The following is a 17951-nucleotide window of genomic DNA, read 5'->3' as shown; positions in this document are numbered from 1 at the left end:
TCGCCCGAGGGGCCCGCCAACAGGACGCCGGACTCCTCGAAGGTCTCCCGCACCGCGGCGCAGACCAGCGCGCGCGCCAGGTGCTCGTCGCAGCCCAGGCGCTCGGCCCACTCCTGCGGCGACGGGCCGGCCCACGCCACCGTGGCGTCGAAGTCGCGCGGGTCGACGCCACCGCCGGGATAGACGCACATGCCGCCGGCGAACTCCATCGTCGTGTGGCGACGCAGGTAGTAGACCGCCGGCCCGTGCTCGGAGGGCCGCAGCAGGATCACGGTCGCCGCGTCCCGCGGCTCGGCGGGCTCACGGCTGCCGTCGGCGTACGTCCGGGCGAGCTCGACGACCTTCTCAGGCAGAGGAATCGGCGGGATCGGGATCACGCCGCACTCACTGGGCCACCCGCACCACGATCTCGACCTCCACCGGGGCGTCGAGCGGCAGCACGGGCACGCCGACCGCCGACCGGGCGTGCACGCCGGCGTTGCCGAACACGGTGCCGAGCAGCTCGGAGGCGCCGTTGGCGATCTGGGGCTGGCCGGTGAAGTCGGGCGTGGAGGCGATGAACGCGACCACCTTGACGACCTGCGCCACGCGCCCGAGGTCGCCGATGACCGACTTCACCGCAGCGATCGCGTTGAGCGCGCACTGCTGGGCGCACAGGGTCGCCTCCTCGGCGCTGACCTCGCCACCGACCTTGCCGGTGACCATCAGCTCGCCGCTGCGCATCGGCAGCTGCCCGGAGGTGAACACGAGGTCGCCCGAGACCACGGCCGGGACGTACGCCGCCACCGGCTTGGCCACCTCGGGCACCGCGAGGCCGAGCTCGGCGAGGCGCTCCTCCGGGCTCGTCATGCCAGCGGCCGCTTGAAGTAGCCGACGAGGTTCTCGGGGTTCATGCCGGGCGCGACCTGCACCAGCTCCCACCCGTCCGCGCCGAAGTTGTCCAGGATCTGCTTGGCCGCGTGCGTGAGGATCGGGGCGGTCAGGTACTCCCACTTGGTCATGCCCGGCACCCTACTCGGGACGTACGCCGGGTCCACCCGTGGACGGACGCGCAGCGGCGCCGGCCGGTCTAGGGTCGCAGTCGTGAGCACCGTGCCCGCCGAGCGCCAGCCCTGGCGACTGGACGGGCGGGGCCAGCGGTGGTTCGACATCGCGCTCGCCGGCTGCCTGCTGCTGCCCGTCACCGCCTTCCCGGTGCTCCACCAGAGCGCGGCGGCGACCGCTGTGGCCCTCGCCCAGCTGGTGCCGTTGTTCTGGCGCCGTCGCCATCCGCAGCTGGTCTTCGCCGCGGTCGCGATCGCGAGCGCCGCGCAGGCCCTGGTCATCGACAACCCGCTCTGGAGCCAGGTCGCCTTCCCGGTCGCGACGTACTCCGTGGCCCGCTACGCCCCAGCCGTCCGGGCCGCTCTCGCCCTCGTCGTCGGCCTCTGCGGGGCAGCGGTCGCGGCTGTCGACTGGCTGCGCGGCCTGGACGCCGACCTGACCGTCGGGACGGTGGGCTCCTACTTCCTCACGGTGGCGACCATCGTCGTCGCGGCCTGGGCATTGGGCACGCTGGGGCGCGTCCGGCGCGCGTACGTCGACACGCTGATCGAGCGCGGCCAGCGCATCGAGCACGAGGCGGCCCAGCAGGTGGCCCTCGCGGCCGCCGACGAGCGGGCCCGCATCGCCCGGGAGATGCACGACGTCGTGGCCCACGGCCTGTCGGTGATCGTCGTGCAGGCCGACGGGGCGCGGTACGCCGCCGGGCAGGACCCCGCGGCCGCCGCGTCGGCACTCGAGGCGATCTCGACCACCGGCCGCCAGGCGCTGACCGAGATGCGCCGCATGCTCGGGCTGCTGCGTGCCGACGACGGGGCCGCGCTGCGACCGCAACCGGGCCTCGCGGACCTCGGTGCCCTGGTCGCCGAGGCACGGACCGCCGGAGCCCACGTGGAGGCGACGCTCCCCGAGCCCGGCACCAGCGTCCCGGACGGCGTCGCTCTCACGGCGTACCGGGTCGTGCAGGAGGCGCTCACCAACGTCCGCAAGCACGCCGGCCCCGGCGTGACCGTGCGGGTCGAGGTCGGTGTCGACGCGGCCGGTCGCGCCGTCGACATCCTGGTCGAGGACGACGGCCGGGGCGCGGCGGTGCCCTCGGACGGCCATGGCCTGGGCCTGGTCGGGATGCGGGAGCGCGTGGGTGTCCACGGCGGCCACGTCGAGGCGGGACCCCGCCCGGGCGGCGGGTTCCGGGTGGCTGCGAGGCTGCCCCTGTGACGCCGCAGCCAGAGCCGATCCGGGTCTTCCTCGTCGACGACCAGCAGATGGTGCGCGGCGGCTTCCGGATGCTCGTCGAGAGCCAGCCCGACCTGACGGTGGTCGGCGAGGCCGGCGACGGCGCCGAGGCCGTGCAGCAGCTGGCGGTCACCCGCGCCGACGTGGTCCTGATGGACGTGCGGATGCCCCGGCTCGACGGCGTCGAGGCGACCCGGACGCTCACCGGGCGCGGCGAGCTGCCCCGGGTGATCGTGCTGACGACCTTCGACCTCGACGAGTACGCCTTCGCCGCGATCAAGGCCGGCGCCGCGGCGTTCCTGCTCAAGGACGCGGCCCCCGAGGACCTGCTCACCGCGATCCGGACCGTGCACGCCGGCGACTCCGTCGTCGCCCCCAGCACGACCCGACGGCTGCTCGAGCACTTCGCGGCGACCCTGCCCGACCCGGCCGAGGCGACGACGCCCGACGACCGGCTGGCGGCCCTCACCGAGCGCGAGCGCGAGGTCCTCGTCGAGGTGGCCCGCGGCCGCTCCAACACCGAGATCGCCGCCGACCTGGTCGTCGCCGAGGCGACGGTCAAGACCCACGTGAGCCGGCTGCTCGCCAAGACCGGTGCCCGCGACCGGGTCCAGCTGGTCGTCCTCGCGTACGAGGCCGGCCTCGTCCGTAGTCCCTGAGTCGTACGTCGGATGGGTCCCGCGGGCTGACGACCCGGCCCCCTCCCGGACGGGAGGGTCGGACCATGACGATCACCGACGACTCCACCAGCCCCACGACCGGCCCCACGACCGGCCCCACGACCGGCCCCACGACCGGCCCCACGACCGGGCTCGCGGCCAGCGCCCGCGGGTTGACCCGGGTCTACGGACGCAGCGATGCCGCCGTCCACGCCCTCCGCGGTGTCGACCTCGACCTCCCGAGCGGTCGGTTCACCGCGATCATGGGTCCCTCCGGCTCGGGCAAGTCGACGCTCATGCACTGCCTGGCGGGGCTCGACACCCCGACGTCGGGGACGGTGTCGGTCGCGGGCCGGCCGCTGCAGGCCATGGACGACACCGCGCTCACGGTCTTCCGCCGCGAGCACGTGGGCTTCGTCTTCCAGTCCTTCAACCTGCTGCCGATGCTGACCGCCGGCCAGAACATCCTGCTCCCGCTCGAGCTCGCCGGTCGTCGCGTCGACGCGCAGGCCCGCGAGCGCTACGAGCTCGTCGTGGAGGTTCTCGGCCTCCGGGACCGGCTCGGGCACCGGCCCGCCGAGCTCTCCGGAGGCCAGCAGCAGCGGGTCGCGATCGCGCGTGCCCTGGTCTCGCAGCCGGACATCGTCTTCGCCGACGAGCCCACCGGCAACCTCGACAGCGAGGCCTCCGCCGAGGTCCTCGGGTTCCTGCGCCGCTCCGTGCGCGAGCTCGGGCAGACGGTCGTGATGGTGACCCACGAGCTCGAGGCGGCGGCGTACGCCGACGACGTGCTCGTGATCGCCGACGGCCGGATCCGCGCGCACCTCGTGGACCCGACCGCCGACCAGCTGGTCGCGACGCTGCGGGGGGAGCAGTCCCGATGAGGTCGGTCCTGACCGCCTCCCTGCGGATCCACACCCGTCGCTACGTCGCGGCGGCGGTCGCCGTCGTCATCGGCGTCGCGTTCATCGTCGTCACCAGCGCCCTGTCCTCGGCCGCTCGCGACGGGCTGGTCTCCGGGGTCGAGGTGCCCTATCGCGACGCCGACGTGGTCGTCAGCGACGTCGACGGCGACCAGGCCGCGCGCCTGATCGAGGCGGCCCACGATCGGGGCGACCACGCGTCGTTCCTCGGGTGGACGATGCAGCAGGCGCGGGTCGACGGCCGCCTGGTCGACGAGTCCGCCGACGTGGGTGCCGTCGCCGACGACGCCGCGCTGCGCTGGCAGGACCTCCGCTCGGGCCGGTTCCCCCAGCGCGCCGGCGAGGCCGTCGCCGACGCCAACGCGGTCAAGGGCGACGACGTCTCCGTCGGCGACACGATCCGCGTCGGCACCGGCAACCACGCGGTCGAGGCGCGCGTCGTCGGCCTGGTGGACACCCCGTCCGCCAGCGTAGGGGCGGACTTCTACCTGACGTGGACCGACCTGCGCGGGTTCGCCGGCGACCTCTGGGTCGACTCGATCGCGTACGCCGGCAGCGGCTCCGCCACGCTCGCGGACCGGCTGCCGGCCGAGGCGACGGTGCAGTCGCGCGACACCTTCGTCGAGGAGCGCCAGAAGGACCTGACCAACGAGGTCAACGTGCTGGCGATCCTGCTGCTGGTGTTCGCCACCATCGCGCTCTTCGTCTCGGTGCTCGTCGTGGCCAACACCTTCTCGATCCTCTTCGCCCAGCGCGCCCGCGACTTCGCGCTCCTGCGCTGCGTCGGCGCGACGCGGCGCCAGCTCCTGCGCTCGGTGCGGGTCGAGGCGCTGGTGATCGGTGTCGCGTCCGCACTCATCGGGCTGGCCGCGGGCACGGGCGTCGGGTACGCCCTGGTCGCCGCGGCCCGCGCGGCGCTGCCCTCCGGCACCATGGGCACGGCCTCGCCCTCGCCGGGGTGGTACGCCGGGGCCTTCGTCACCGGAGTGCTCGTCACGGTGGTGGCCGCCTGGCTGCCGACCCGGCGCGTCACCGCCCTCGAGCCGCTGGCCGCGCTGCGTCCGGACGACGCCACGGGCGTCCGCACCCGCGCCGGGCGCCTGCGGGTCGCCACAGGCGCGGTGACGGTGGTGGCGGGGGCGGCACTGCTCGGGCTCTCGATCGACCACCACAGCGTGCTGGCCATGCTCGCCGGCGGGGTTGCGTCCTTCAGCGGCGTGCTGCTCCTCGGCCCGGTCCTGGTGCCGGCACTGATCCGCGTCGTCGGCGGCGCCTCGGGGCGGGTCCTGGGCGCGCCCGCGCGGCTGGCGACGGAGAACGCCGTACGCAACCCGCGGCGCACCGCGGCCACCACCGCGGCCCTGCTGGTCGGGGTCACGCTGACGACGGCGGTGCTGACCGGCCTGGCCAGCTCGCGCAGCGCGGTCGACACGGATCTCGACACCGACTACCCGGTCGACCTGGCGCTCACCGCCACCGACCGAGCGCTGCCGGCCGGGCTGGTCGACGAGGTGCGCCGGCTCCCGGGCGTGGCCGCTGCGGCGGCCCTCGAGGGCGCGCGGGTGCGCCTGCCCGGCGCCGGCACGCTCCCGGTCGTGGCCGCTCCCGACCTCGCCCCCGACACCGTCGCCCACGGTGCCCCCGGCTTCGCCCGACCCGCGGCCGGCGAGATCTGGGTGCCCGAGGACGCCGACCTGGCCGACGGGGAGCGGCTCACGGTCGCGGGACCCGCGGGTCCCGTGACGCTGCGGGTGCGCACCGGCGCGGGGTGGGGCGACAGCGCGGTGGTCGCACCGGCCACGCTGTCCGCACTGGCCGCCGAGCCCGCCGCTCTCGCGGTGTGGATCCGGGCCGCGGGCGGCGCCGACGTCGAGGACCTGGCCGGCGACGTCGACGCGCTGGCGCAGCCCGCGCACGCGGACCTCGAGAACAACCTCGCGACCCGCGCCTGGGTCGACCTGCAGCTCGACATCCTCACCGGCACCGTCGTTGCGCTGCTGGGCATCGCGGTGGTGATCGCACTGATCGGCATCGGCAACACCCTGGGCCTCTCGGTGCTCGAGCGCGGCCGCGAGAACGCGCTGCTGCGCGCGCTCGGCCTGACCCGCCGTCAGCTGCGGGCGACGCTCGCGGCCGAGGCCCTGCTGCTGTCCGTGGTCGCCACCGTGGTGGGCACGGCCATCGGCGTCACGTTCGCGTGGGTCAGCCTGCAGGCGCTGGTGAAGGCGGCCGTCGACGAGGCGCCGATGGTGCTGCCGTGGGGCCAGCTCGTCCTCGTGGTGCTCGTCGCCGCGGCGGCCGGGCTGCTCTCCTCGCTGGTGCCGGCGCGCCGGGCAGCGCGCACGGCGCCCGCCGCCGGCCTCAGCCTGGACTAGGACCCTGGGGCCACCTGGCTCAGGCGGTGGACTCGAGCCCGTGGCGCACGACCCGGGCCGGCATGGTCCGGCGGGCGGCGTACCGCGCGGCGACCGCGCTGGTGTAGGCCAGGCGGCGCCGCGCGGCGACGCCGTTGGGGTTGGGGTGCGGCTGGGCCAGGTGGGGGTCGAAGGCCTCGGCGAGAGCGTCGCGCAGGAGCACGAGGGCCTCGGCGCGCAGCTGGGAGATGCGGGACTCGGTGACGCCGAGCTCGGCGGCGAGCTCGGCCATCGGCCGCTCCTCGAGGAAGTAGCCGCGCACCACGTGCTGCATCCGCTCGGGCAGCTCGTCGACCGCGTCGGCGAGGTAGCGGACCCGCTCGAGGTGCTCCGCGCGCTCCGCCGGTCCGGGCTCGCGACCCGGGAGCAGGTCGGCCAGGCCCTGCTGGGCCCCGGCGTCCAGAGGGAGCACGACCGCCCGGGAGACCTCGGAGTCGGCCCGCACGACCTCGTCGTTGCTCAGCCCGAGGGCCGCTGCCACGGCCTCGTCGTCAGGGAACTCCCCCATCGTCGCGGCCAGGCGGGCGCGGGCCTCCTCGATCTCGCGGCTGCGCCGGCGCACCGACCGGGAGGCCCAGTCGATCGAGCGCAGCTCGTCGACCATCGCGCCGCGGATCCGGGGAGCGGCGTAGCGCACGAACGGCACGCCCCGGGCGGGGTCGTAGGAGCGGGCGGCGGTCACCAGGGCGACCAGTCCCGCGGAGCGCAGGTCGTTGCGGTCCACGTGCGACGGCACCCGGGCCATGGTCTCGCGCACCACGTGCGCGACCAGGGGGAGGTTCTCGACGGCGAGCCGGTCGGCGTCGGGGTTCACGGCGATGGCGGCGTCGGAGAGCGCCGCGGTTCGTGCCTCACCCGGAGCGGGCGCGGTGATCGGACGGGACTCGGTGACCTCGGGGTCGGTCATGGGGCGCTGTCTCCTCAAGAGATGTGCGTCGTGCCTGCCCGCTCGTACGTCTGCGGGCGTCGTGGCGCTCTTGTCATCTCCCAGATCGGCGGTGCGGACCGAGCGCTTGAGATCGGGCTAGACCTGTTGCCCCGGTCACCCCCGCACCAGTGTGATCGGGCCCGGTCCGGGCAGGTCAGGCCGGCCACCGTCCGTCGGCCCGCGCCGCCTCGACGGCCGCCCGTCCGGCAGGGTGCATCCGACCGGCCGCCTCCAGTCGCGCCACCCGGGCCACGTTGGAGTCCGACCAGGGGCTGCGCGGCCCCCGCGGTGTCATGCGCATGCTGCGGGTCTGCTCGTCGCGACGCCGGGCCTGGCTGTCGATCCAGCCGAAGCACACGGCCTCCTCGACGGCCTGCTCGTAGGTGAGCTCGGTCGCCGTGCCGCCCTTCTTCGTCAGCACCAGCCACACACCGGGCGAGCGGTCGTGGTGGTCCAGCAGCCAGGAGCGCCAGGCGACGACATCGGGCACGAACAGCTCGTCGAGCTCCGGCTTGGGCTGAGAGATGGCCACGAGGGCCATGATGCCGGGGCGGGACGGTCAGGCGATCGTGCGCTCGCGCGGTTCCTCGCCGACCTCGGCGGCCACCAGCGACACAGACGAACGGGCCTGATCCCACACGAAGAAAGGTCCAGAGCGCGGCGCTTCGCAGGTAGAACGTCACGGCTCGCAACGACGGACCATGGCGACATAGCCCGCCTGGGCCAGGGGAACTACGTGCCCGCTGACCCGGGCGGGCCAACCCGGCTAGCACCTTCGAAATCGATTTCGACGTTATGAGACGCCGAACGACCTAAATCCACCGCTTTCACTGTCATGTTCGCTCCACAAATGCGTCACTACTTCCATGAACTCGGGCAACCCCTCGATGTCGATCACCGAGCGCGACGAGCTCGCGGTCCAGCACGTGCCCCTGGTGGCGCACCTGGTCCGCGAGACGATGGCGCGGGTTCCGTCGTACATGGACCGCAACGACCTCCACTCCGCCGGGCTGCTGGCGCTGGTGCACGCGGCCCGCGCCTTCGACCCCGACCGGGGGGTGCCGTTCGCGGGCTACGCCAGCACTCGCATCCGGGGCGCTCTCGTCGACGAGCTCCGCTCGGTCGACTGGGCGTCGCGGTCGGTGCGCCGGCGGGCTCGGGAGATCGAGGCGGCGCGGGCGCGGCTGGCAGCGACCCTGGGCCAGTTCCCCGACGATGCCGCTGTCGCCGAGGCGCTCGGCCTGCGTCCCGAGGAGGTCTGCCGCACCGACTCCGAGGTCGCCCGCGCCACCGTCCTGACGCTCGACGCCGGACCGAACGACGGGATCATCGAGCAGCTGGCGGGCCGCGGTCTCGGCCCCGAGGACGAGGTCCTGCGCGGGGAGCGGGTCCGCTACCTCGCGGCCGCCGTGGCGGAGCTCCCCGAGCGCCTCCAGCACGTGGTGCGCGGCTACTTCCTCGAGGAGCGGCCGATGGCCGAGCTCGCCGCCGAGCTCGGCGTCACCGAGTCCCGCATCTCCCAGCTGCGCGCCGAGGCCCTCGTGCTCCTGCGCGACGCTCTCGCCGAGGCCTTCGACCCCCACCTGGCCCAGCCGCACCCCAACCCCAACGGCGTCGCCGCGCGGCGCCGCCTGGCCTACACGAAGGCGGTCGCGGCGAGCTACGCCGCGCAGCGCAACCTGCCGAGCACCCGGGCGCACGCCAGCCTGAGCTCGACCGCCTGACGCCCTCAGCCGACGAAGGCGCAGAACTCGTTGCCCTCCGGGTCCGCGAGGACCGTCCAGGAGATCTCGTCGTCGGGGCGGCGCAGGACCCGCGCCCCGCGATCGGTGAGCAGGCGGACGTCGGGCACGTCGACGTCCCAGTGGATGCGGTTCTTGATCGTCTTGGGCTCAGGCACGGGCACGAAGACCAGGTAGTCGAACGGCGCTGCGGGGATGTCCTCGATCGCGGCCCAGCCGTGCTCGGCGTCGTACGACCAGCGTCCGCCGAGCACCTCGGCCCACCAGCGCGCGAGCCCCGCCGGGTCGGCGCAGTCGACCACGACCTCGTAGAGCCGCGGCTCGGGGACGTGCTCGCGCACGAACACGCACAGCTCGCCGCCCTCGGGGTCGCGCAGCACCGACCAGTCGAAGCTCTCCATGTCGAGCGGGCTCGCGCCGCGGTCGAGCACGTCGCCGACGGCCGCCGCGTGGACGTCGAGGTGCACGCGCTGCTTGACGCTCACCGGCTCGGGGACCCGGTTGACCCAGACCGTGGTGTGCGGGGCGAGCCCGGTCAGGCGTACGACGCCGTCCTCCCGCTGCTCGAGCTCGAGGCCGAGCACGTCGGCCCAGAACCGACCGAGCACGAGCGGGTCGACGGCGTCGATGCACAGGTCGGTGAACGAGGCGAGCGGCCGCTCGGCCGCCATCAGGACAGCAGCTCCGGCTCGGTCTTCTCGCGCACCTCCGCCTCGGTCACGCCCGGAGCGAGCTCGACCAGCCGCAGGCCTCCGCCCTCGGCGGCCGGGACCACGTCGATGACCGCAAGGTCGGTGATGATCCGCTGCACGACGCCGCGGCCGGTGTAGGGCAGCGAGCACTCCTCGACGATCTTGTAGGTGCCGTCCTTGGCGACGTGCTCCATCAGCACGATGACCCGCTTCGCGCCGTGGACCAGGTCCATGGCGCCGCCCATGCCCTTGACCATCTTGCCGGGGATCATCCAGTTGGCGATGTCGCCGGCCTTCGAGACCTGCATCGCGCCGAGGATCGCGGCATCGACCTTGCCGCCGCGGATCATCCCGAACGACGTCGCCGAGTCGAAGAAGGACGCTCCGCGTCGCAGCGTGACCGTCTCCTTCCCGGCGTTGATCAGGTCCGGGTCCTCCTCGCCCTCGAACGGGTAGGCGCCCACACCGAGGATGCCGTTCTCCGACTGCAGCACCAGCTCGACGTCGTCGGCGACGTAGTTGGGGACGAGCGTCGGCAGGCCGATCCCGAGGTTGACGTAGGAGCCGTCCGACAGCTCCGAGGCGGCGCGGGCCGCCATCTCCTCACGCGTCCAGCTCATGCTCGGGCCCTCACCGTCTTGCGCTCGATCCGCTTGTCCGCGGCTTGCTCGGGGGTTAGCTCGACCACGCGCTGCACGAAGACACCCGGCGTGTGCACCTGGTTGGGGTCGATCTCGCCGGGCTCGACGAGGTGCTCCACCTCGGCGATCGTGAGCCGGCCGCACATCGCGGCCAGCGGGTTGAAGTTGCGGGCGGAGTCGCGGAAGACGAGGTTGCCGTGGCGGTCACCCTTCCACGCGCGGACGAGCCCGAAGTCGGCGACGATCGCGTGCTCGAGCACGAACTCCTTCGGCCCGTCGGCCGTCTCGAAGGCCTGGGTCTGCTTGGGCGGGGAGGACTTCACGACGTTGCCCTCGGCGTCGTAGCGCCACGGCAGGCCGCCCTCGGCGACCTGGGTACCGACGCCGGTCGCGGTGAAGAACGCCGGGATCCCTGACCCGCCGGCGCGCATCCGCTCCGCGAGCGTGCCCTGCGGGGTGAGCTCGACCTCCAGCTCCCCGGAGAGGTACTGCCGCGCGAACTCCTTGTTCTCGCCGACGTATGACGCGACCACGCGACGCAACCGCCCGGCGCCGAGCAGGAGTCCCAGGCCCCAGCCGTCGACGCCCGCGTTGTTGGACACGACCTCGAGCTCGTCGGTGCCGGCGTCCAGGATCGCCTGGATCAGCACCGAGGGGATGCCACACAGTCCGAAGCCGCCGACCGCCAGGGTCGACCCGCTCGCGATGTCCGCCACGGCCTCCGCGGCGGATCCCACCACCTTGTCCACGCCATCTCCTCCTCGCCCCGGCCACCGCGCTGTGACCCGGGTCTCGTCGATCCTAGGACCATCCGCCGGTGATCTACGCTCGGCCCCATGGCCCCGTCGAAGGACCTCCCCGACTGGTCGCGCGTGCGCCTGCACGTCGTGACGGGCAAGGGCGGCACCGGCAAGTCCACGGTCGCGGCCGCGCTCGCGCTCGGGCTCGCCTCGCACGGCCGACAGGTCCTGCTCTGCGAGGTGGAGGGCCGCCAGGGGATCGCGCGCATGTTCGACGTCGACCCCCTCCCCTACGAGGAGCGCCGCATCGCCACCGGGCTCCACCACGACGGCCGTCCCCCCGGCGTCGTGCACGCGCTCCACATCGACCCGGAGTCGGCGCTGATGGAGTACCTGGCGATGTACTACAAGCTCGGGCGTGCCGGACGGGCGCTCGACCGTTTCGGCGTGATCGAGTTCGCCACCACGATCGCTCCCGGCGTGCGCGACGTGCTGCTCACCGGGAAGGTGTTCGAGGCCGTGCAGCGCAACAGCCGCAACCGCAACGCCATCCGCTACGACGCCGTCGTGCTCGACGCGCCGCCGACCGGGCGGATCACCCAGTTCCTCAACGTCAACAACGAGCTCGCCGGGCTCGCGAAGGTCGGGCCGATCAAGGGCCAGGCCGACACCGTGATGACGCTGTTCCGCTCGCCGCGGACGCTGGTGCACCTCGTGACCGTGCTGGAGGAGATGCCGGTGCAGGAGACGGCCGACGGGATCGCCGAGCTGAACGAGGCACGGCTCCCGGTCGGCGCCGTCGTGGTCAACCAGGTGCGCCCGCGCGACCTCGGGACCTCCGACCTCGAGGCCGCACTCTCGGGCCGGCTCGACACCGGCCGGATCGAGGCCGACCTCGAGTCGGCCGGGCTGAACGGCAGCCGCGCCCTGGCCGCCGGGCTGGTGGCCGAGGCGCGCGACCACGCCGAGCGCCGCGCCCTCGAGGATGCCCAGCGCGCCGTGGTCGACGACCTCGGCCTGCCCGTGGTGGAGCTGCCCCGACTGGCGAGCGGGATGGACCTCGGCGGCCTCTACGAGCTGGCCGCGGACCTCAAGACCCAGGGCCTGGCATGAACACCCCACGAAACTGCGGGCTTCCCCCGCTCCGCTCCTCCAGCCCACACTTCCGCGGGGACCCCGCATGAACACCCCACGCAGCAAGACCCGCACCCGCACCCGCGTCGGCCCGCTGGCCACCAACCCGGAGCCGGCGCCCCGCCTGGACATCGACGGCCTGCTCGACGACCGCAGCACCGGGATCATCGTGTGCTGCGGCTCCGGCGGCGTCGGCAAGACCACCGCGTCCGCAGCGCTCGCGCTGCGGGCGGCCGAGCGCGGCCGGCGCGTGGTGGTGCTCACCATCGACCCGGCCCGCCGGCTGGCCCAGTCGATGGGCATCGAGGCGCTCGACAACACCCCGCGGCCGGTGCAGGGCGTCCGGACCCCCGAGGACTCCGGCGAGGCCGCGCCGCCCCGTCTGGACGCGATGATGCTGGACATGAAGCGCACCTTCGACGAGGTGGTCCTGAGCCAGGCCAACCCGGAGAAGGCGCGTCAGATCCTCGACAACCCGTTCTACATCGCGCTCTCGAGCTCCTTCGCCGGCACCCAGGAGTACATGGCGATGGAGAAGCTCGGGCAGATCCACGCCGACGCGAAGCGGGACGGCAGCTACGACCTGATCGTCGTGGACACCCCGCCCTCGCGCTCCGCGCTCGACTTCCTCGACGCGCCCGAGCGCCTCTCGAGCTTCCTCGACGGGCGGTTCATCCGGCTGCTGCTGACCCCCGCCCGCGGACCGGCGCGGATGATGACGGCCGGGCTGGGCCTGATCACCGGCGCCCTCAACAAGATCCTGGGCACCCAGGTGCTGCGCGACATGCAGACGTTCGTCGCGGCGTTCGACACGCTGTTCGGCGGGTTTCGCGCACGGGCGCAGAAGACCTTCCAGCTGCTGCAGGCCGACGGCACGGCGTTCCTCGTCGTCGCCGCGCCCGAGCCGGACGCGCTGCGCGAGGCGGCGTACTTCGTCGAGCGCCTCAGCGAGGACGACATGCCGCTGGCGGGGCTGATCGTCAACCGGGCCAGCCCGGCTCCCGAGGGAGCGGTGTCCGCCGACGAGGCGATGGCCGCGTGCGAGCGGCTGCGCAAGGAGGACCCCGGATCGCTCACCGCGGGCCTGCTGCGGCTGCACGCGGACCAGACCCGCATCGTCGAGCGCGAGGCACTGCTGCGCGAGCGGTTCGCGGCGGCGCACCCGCAGGTGCCCACCGCGGTCGTCCCGGCGCTCGCAGGCGACGTGCACGACCTCGACGGGCTACGTCAGGTCGGCGAACTGCTGGCCGGGGGCTAGCCGCCCTCCGGCCGCTGCGGGTCAGACGGCGATCGGCTTGGCGACCGGCGCCACGGAGCCCTGCTCACGGGCGGCCTCGAGCACCGCACGCCACGAGGCGTTCGGCCGGCGGCGCAGCAGCGCTCGGCGCTCGCGCTCGGTCATGCCACCCCAGACGCCCCACTCGATCTGGTTGTCGAGGGCCTCGGCGAGGCACTCGGTGCGCACGGGGCACCCGGCGCACAGCTGCTTGGCCTTGTTCTGCTCCGCGCCGCGCACGAACAGCTGGTCCGGCTGCGCCTCGCGGCACGCGGCCGCCGGCGCCCAATCCTCAACCCACATGATGATGTCCCCACATCAGTCCGAGATAGGCGGCGTCCCCATGACGTCTACCCGGGATGTTCTCCCCTCGGTAAAGAAGTTAAGGAAGAAATCAGGTACCGGGCAGACACATCCGACCCAATCCACCTAGTCCAAACTAACTAGTCATCTCGGGCTACGACTGGGTTCGGGTTCATCTGCTCACGTACCCTGGTGGTATGTCAGTGCCGCGCGACGAGCGCCTGCCCGCCTCCCGCGTCGCCTCCCACCTGCTCGTGATGCTGGCCGTCGCGGCGGTGATGGGTGTGGTCGTCGCCGGCCTCGCGATCCCGTTCGCGGGCGTCCTCGGTGTCGGTGCCCGACAGGCCTCGGACGCGATGGACAACCTCCCGGCCGAGCTGCAGACCGACCCGTTGCCGCAGAAGACGCGGCTGGTCGACTCCGAGGGCAACGTGATCGCGACCCTCTACGACGAGAACCGCGTCAACGTCTCCCTCGACCAGATCTCCCGCACGATGGTCAAGGCGATCGTGGCGATCGAGGACTACCGCTTCTACGAGCACGGCGCGCTCGACCTCAAGGGCACCCTGCGCGCGTTGATCACCAACCAGGCCAGCAACGGCGTGGTCCAGGGCGGTTCGTCGATCACCCAGCAGATGGTGAAGATGACGCTGCTGACCCAGGCCAAGACCAAGGCCGAGCGGCGCGAGGCCACGGACGACACCTACGCCCGCAAGCTGCGCGAGCTGCGCTACGCCATCGCATTCGAGCAGAAGTACTCCAAGGACTGGATCCTCGAGCGCTACCTCAACATCGCCTACTTCGGTGACGGTACCTACGGCATCCAGTCCGCCGCCCGGCACTACTTCGACGTCAACGCCAAGAACCTCGACCTGCGCCAGTCCGCGATGCTGGCCGGCCTGGTGAAGAACCCCACCGGCTACGACCCGACCAACTCCCCCGACCGGGCGCTGGAGCGCCGCAACGTCGTGCTCGACCGGATGGCCGAGCTCAACGTGATCACGCGGGAGAGGGCCGACAAGGTCAAGCAGAAGAGCCTCGGGCTCGACGTGGTCGCTGCCAAGAACGGCTGCCTCTACTCCCGCGCCCCGTTCTTCTGCGACTACGCCATCAACTGGCTGCTCCACGACCCCGACCTCGGCGAGACGGTCGCCGAGCGCAAGCAGCTGCTCAAGACCGGCGGCCTCACGATCCGCACCACCGTGGACATGCGCGACCAGCAGGCCGCCGACACGGCGGTGCGCAACCACGTCGACAAGGGCGACCAGGCCGTCGGCGCGATGGCGATGGTCGAGCCGCGCACGGGCGACGTGAAGGCGATCGCGCAGTCCCGGCCGATGGGTCGCAGCGAGAAGGCCGGCGAGACGTTCCTCAACTACGGGGTGCCGACCCGGTTCGGCGACTCGGCGGGCTTCCAGGCCGGATCGACGTTCAAGCCGTTCGTCCTGGCGGCGGCGATCAACAAGAACGTCCCGCTCACGACGACGTTCAACGCCCCGATGACGATGACGATCCCGCAGGACGAGTTCGCCAACTGCGAGGGCCAGCCCGGGTTCGTCGGGGAGTGGAACGTGTCCAGCTCCACGATCGACGGGCCGATGAACCTCTACGTCGGCACCCAGAAGTCGGTGAACACCTTCTACGCCATGCTCGAGCGGGTCACTGGCGTGTGCGAGCCGTTCAAGATCGCCAAGGCCCTCGGCGTGGAGCTCACCGACCCCAAGGGCGACGCGAACGGCTACGGCGCCGAGCGCGTGCCGACCTTCACGCTCGGCATCGCCAATGCCAGCCCGCTGGAGATGGCCGAGGCGTACGCGACGTTCGGCGGTCGCGGGCTGCACTGCGACTCCCGGCCGGTGACCTCGATCGAGGACTCCGGCGGCACCGTGATCCAGAAGTACCCCTCGCGGTGCACCCAGGCGCTCCCCGAGTCGACCGCCGACGCGGTCAACGACGTGCTGCGCGGGGTCCAGGAGCCGGGCGGCTTCGGCTACGACCTCGGCGGCACCGGCCTGAGCGTCCCGTCGGCCGGCAAGACCGGCACCACCCAGGACGGCAAGGCGGTCTGGTTCGTCGGCTACACCCCGCAGATCGCCACTGCGGCGATGATCGCCGGTGCCACCAAGCAGGGCCAGCGGCCGATGCAGCTGGCCGGCCAGGTGATCGGTGGCCGCTACATCTACTCGGTGTCCGGCTCGGGATTCGCCGGTCCGATGTGGGCCGAGGCCATGCACGTCGTCGACGACCACCTCGACAACGAGGACTTCGTCCCGCCCGGCCAGACCGCGATCGAGGGCGAGTCGACCCTGGTGCCGTCGACCTCGGGCATGTCGGTCGACCAGGCCATCAGCACACTCGAGGGCGCGGGCTTCATCGGGGTCGACGCCGGCTCGGCGGCATCGGGCAACCCGGCCGGCACCGTCGCGTACACCTCGCCGTCGGGCGGCTCGTACGCCCCGAAGGGCTCGGTCGTGATGGTCTACGAGTCGACGGGCGTCGCACCTCCTCCGCCCGACCGCGGCGGCAACGGAGGCCACGGCGGTGGCAACGGGGGCGGCCGTGGGAACGGCCACGGCAACGGCGGTGGCCGGGGTCGCTGACCCCGGCGCGGCCCGGCTGCGCGTCAGCCGAGCTGCCGGCGTACCTCGGCGGCGACCGCGGCGCCGTCGGCCCGCCCCTTGACCTGAGGCGTGATCATGCCCATGACCTTGCCCATCGCCTTCATGCCCTCGCCGGCCACACCGGCCTGCGCGATGGCCGAGGTGACGAGGTCGGCGATCTCCTGCTCGCTGAGCTGGGCGGGGAGGTAGTCGGCGATCACGGCGGCCTCCGCGGTCTCCTTCGCGGCCATCTCCGTCCGGCCGCCGTCGCTGAACGCGGCCGCGGCCTCGCGACGCTTCTTGGCCTCGGTGGAGAGCACGCCGACGACGTCGTCGTCGGTGAGCTCGCGGTGCTCCTTGCCGGCCACCTCGGCGTTCGTGATCGCGGTGAGCACCATCCGCAGCGTGGAGGAGCGGACCTCGTCGCGCGCCTTGATCGAGGCGGTGAGGTCAGCGCGCAGACGGTCCTTGAGATCGCTCATGCACCCCATTGTGGCAGCCTTGCGCCGTGACCTCCCTGGCCTCTGTTCGCAGCGCTGCGCTGCGCACCGCCGCCGCGGGGGCGCTCGCCGGCGCCGGACTCACGGCGTACGCCCTGGCCGAGGCACGGGCCTACACGCTGCGCCGGGTGACGGTCCCGGTGCTGCCACCGGGCAGCCCGGACCTGCGCGTGCTGCACCTCAGCGACCTCCACCTGACGCCGGACCAGACCCGCAAGCAGAAGTGGCTGCGTGGGCTCGCGGGGCTCGACCCGGACCTGGTCGTCGACACCGGCGACAACCTCGCGCACCACGCCTCGGTCCCGGTCCTGCTCGACGCGCTCGGTCCGCTCCTCGACAAGCCGGGGGTCTTCGTCTTCGGGTCGAACGACTACTTCTCCCCCACGCTGCGCAACCCGTTGCGCTACCTGCTGCCCGACGACGGCACCCGTCACACCGACAGCGGGCAGCTGCCGTGGCGCGACCTGCAGCAGGAGCTCGCCGGCCGCGGCTGGGTCGACCTGACGAACACCCGCGCGGCGCTCGAGGTGCGGGGAGTCCGGATCGCGTTCGCCGGCGTCGACGACCCCCACCTGGGCTACGACCGCCTCGAGGAGGTCCGGGGGCCCGCCGACCCGTCGGCCGACCTGCGGATGGGCGTCGCACACGCGCCGTACCTGCGGGTGCTGGACCGCTTCGTGGCCGACGGGTACGACGCGATCCTCGCCGGGCACACCCACGGCGGTCAGGTGTGCCTGCCGGGCATCGGCGCGCTGACGACCAACTGCGACCTCGAGCCCGATCGCGCCCGTGGTCTCCACCGGCACCCGGCCGCCTCGAGCCCCGGCGACCCCCACTCCGCATGGCTGCACGTCTCGGCCGGGCTCGGCACCAGCCCGTACGCGCGGATCCGGGTGGCGTGTCGTCCCGAGGCCACGCTGCTGACGCTCGTCGCACGCCCCTGACCTGCGGTCTCGTCCACCAGGGGAGGCCGATTTCGAGCGCCCCGTCGGGCTCGGGTATGGTTGCCCCTGCTTGGCGACCGGACGTGTCCGGACCACGCGATCGGGCTGTGGCGCAGCTTGGTAGCGCGCCTCGTTCGGGACGAGGAGGCCGCAGGTTCAAATCCTGTCAGCCCGACCA

The 17951-nt window shown here is 73.0% G+C and carries 18 protein-coding genes, 1 tRNA gene and 1 pseudogene; 10 read left to right on the top strand and 10 right to left on the bottom strand.

Annotation, left to right across the window (positions count from 1 at the left end; genetic code table 11):
* The 3 genes and pseudogenes from Q0L15_RS23325 to Q0L15_RS23315 form a co-directional block, all read right to left on the bottom strand.
* Nucleotides 1-377 (bottom strand): annotated as a pseudogene (locus Q0L15_RS23325) (NUDIX hydrolase); the annotation flags it as partial.
* A 7-nt stretch (nt 378-384) separates the two neighbouring features.
* Complete coding sequence (locus tag Q0L15_RS23320; RefSeq protein ID WP_296607240.1) at nt 385-849, bottom strand: RidA family protein; 465 nt, start codon at nt 847-849, stop codon at nt 385-387.
* Complete coding sequence (locus Q0L15_RS23315; protein WP_089503960.1) at nt 846-1001, bottom strand: DUF4177 domain-containing protein; 156 nt, start codon at nt 999-1001, stop codon at nt 846-848. Before Q0L15_RS23315 ends, Q0L15_RS23320 begins: the two co-directional genes overlap by 4 nt.
* An 82-nt stretch (nt 1002-1083) precedes the next feature.
* Between Q0L15_RS23315 and Q0L15_RS23310 the strand changes: the two genes are divergently transcribed.
* From Q0L15_RS23310 to Q0L15_RS23295, 4 genes are all read left to right on the top strand, one after another.
* Complete coding sequence (locus tag Q0L15_RS23310) at nt 1084-2259, top strand: histidine kinase (protein ID WP_296607239.1); 1176 nt, start codon at nt 1084-1086, stop codon at nt 2257-2259.
* Nucleotides 2256-2936 (top strand): response regulator transcription factor, encoded by a 681-nt coding sequence (locus tag Q0L15_RS23305; RefSeq protein WP_296607238.1) that lies wholly within the window; start codon nt 2256-2258, stop codon nt 2934-2936. The genes Q0L15_RS23310 and Q0L15_RS23305 overlap by 4 nt, the downstream gene beginning before the upstream one ends.
* 65 nt (nt 2937-3001) lie before the next feature.
* On the top strand, nt 3002-3820 hold the full coding sequence (locus Q0L15_RS23300; RefSeq protein WP_296607237.1) for an ABC transporter ATP-binding protein: 819 nt from the start codon (nt 3002-3004) through the stop codon (nt 3818-3820).
* The gene (locus tag Q0L15_RS23295) at nt 3817-6234 is read left to right on the top strand and encodes an FtsX-like permease family protein (RefSeq protein WP_296607236.1); all 2418 of its coding nucleotides are present in this window, start codon (nt 3817-3819) and stop codon (nt 6232-6234) included. Before Q0L15_RS23300 ends, Q0L15_RS23295 begins: the two co-directional genes overlap by 4 nt.
* A gap of 19 nt (nt 6235-6253) precedes the next feature.
* Here Q0L15_RS23295 and Q0L15_RS23290 read toward each other — a convergent pair whose 3' ends face one another.
* Entirely contained in the window at nt 6254-7180 is a 927-nt protein-coding gene (locus Q0L15_RS23290; RefSeq protein ID WP_296607235.1) for a sigma-70 family RNA polymerase sigma factor, read from the bottom strand.
* 175 nt (nt 7181-7355) lie between these two features.
* Nucleotides 7356-7733, bottom strand: a complete 378-nt coding sequence (locus Q0L15_RS23285; RefSeq protein WP_296607234.1) for a hypothetical protein — start codon at nt 7731-7733, stop codon at nt 7356-7358.
* A 334-nt stretch (nt 7734-8067) separates the two neighbouring features.
* Here Q0L15_RS23285 and Q0L15_RS23280 point away from each other — a divergent pair, with 334 nt between their 5' ends.
* Nucleotides 8068-8925: a sigma-70 family RNA polymerase sigma factor gene (locus Q0L15_RS23280; RefSeq protein ID WP_296607233.1), complete on the top strand. Its 858-nt coding sequence runs from the start codon at nt 8068-8070 to the stop codon at nt 8923-8925.
* 5 nt (nt 8926-8930) lie between these two features.
* Here Q0L15_RS23280 and Q0L15_RS23275 read toward each other — a convergent pair whose 3' ends face one another.
* Genes Q0L15_RS23275 through Q0L15_RS23265 form a run of 3 tightly spaced genes read right to left on the bottom strand, consistent with a single transcriptional unit; the run spans nt 8931 to nt 11025 of the window.
* A complete protein-coding gene (locus Q0L15_RS23275) occupies nt 8931-9614 on the bottom strand; it encodes a VOC family protein (RefSeq protein WP_296607232.1) in 684 nt (227 codons plus the stop codon).
* Nucleotides 9614-10255, bottom strand: a complete 642-nt coding sequence (locus Q0L15_RS23270) for a CoA transferase subunit B (RefSeq protein ID WP_296607231.1) — start codon at nt 10253-10255, stop codon at nt 9614-9616. Before Q0L15_RS23270 ends, Q0L15_RS23275 begins: the two co-directional genes overlap by 1 nt.
* Nucleotides 10252-11025, bottom strand: coding sequence for a CoA transferase subunit A (locus Q0L15_RS23265; protein WP_296607230.1), 774 nt, complete (start codon nt 11023-11025; stop codon nt 10252-10254). The genes Q0L15_RS23270 and Q0L15_RS23265 overlap by 4 nt, the downstream gene beginning before the upstream one ends.
* An 87-nt stretch (nt 11026-11112) precedes the next feature.
* Here Q0L15_RS23265 and Q0L15_RS23260 point away from each other — a divergent pair, with 87 nt between their 5' ends.
* Nucleotides 11113-12129 (top strand): ArsA-related P-loop ATPase, encoded by a 1017-nt coding sequence (locus Q0L15_RS23260; RefSeq protein ID WP_296607229.1) that lies wholly within the window; start codon nt 11113-11115, stop codon nt 12127-12129.
* 67 nt (nt 12130-12196) lie between these two features.
* Entirely contained in the window at nt 12197-13408 is a 1212-nt protein-coding gene (locus Q0L15_RS23255) for an ArsA-related P-loop ATPase (RefSeq protein WP_296607228.1), read from the top strand.
* A 21-nt stretch (nt 13409-13429) separates the two neighbouring features.
* Here Q0L15_RS23255 and Q0L15_RS23250 read toward each other — a convergent pair whose 3' ends face one another.
* Complete coding sequence (locus tag Q0L15_RS23250; RefSeq protein ID WP_296607227.1) at nt 13430-13729, bottom strand: WhiB family transcriptional regulator; 300 nt, start codon at nt 13727-13729, stop codon at nt 13430-13432.
* Between the two features lie 197 nt (nt 13730-13926).
* Here Q0L15_RS23250 and Q0L15_RS23245 point away from each other — a divergent pair, with 197 nt between their 5' ends.
* A complete protein-coding gene (locus Q0L15_RS23245) occupies nt 13927-16329 on the top strand; it encodes a transglycosylase domain-containing protein (RefSeq protein ID WP_296607226.1) in 2403 nt (800 codons plus the stop codon).
* 23 nt (nt 16330-16352) lie between these two features.
* Here the strand turns inward: Q0L15_RS23245 and Q0L15_RS23240 are convergent, their stop codons facing one another.
* Nucleotides 16353-16811, bottom strand: a complete 459-nt coding sequence (locus Q0L15_RS23240; protein ID WP_296607225.1) for a GatB/YqeY domain-containing protein — start codon at nt 16809-16811, stop codon at nt 16353-16355.
* 35 nt (nt 16812-16846) lie between these two features.
* Between Q0L15_RS23240 and Q0L15_RS23235 the strand changes: the two genes are divergently transcribed.
* Both Q0L15_RS23235 and Q0L15_RS23230 read left to right on the top strand, forming a co-directional pair.
* Nucleotides 16847-17773 carry a metallophosphoesterase gene (locus Q0L15_RS23235; protein WP_296607241.1) on the top strand — a complete coding sequence of 309 codons (927 nt, stop codon included), beginning with the start codon at nt 16847-16849 and terminating at the stop codon, nt 17771-17773.
* 101 nt (nt 17774-17874) lie between these two features.
* Nucleotides 17875-17951 (top strand) — tRNA-Pro (locus Q0L15_RS23230).

The sequence above is a fragment of the Nocardioides sp. genome (assembly GCF_024509035.1).
Lineage (GTDB): Bacteria > Actinomycetota > Actinomycetes > Propionibacteriales > Nocardioidaceae > Nocardioides.
This window is presented reverse-complemented; position numbering and strand designations above follow the sequence as displayed.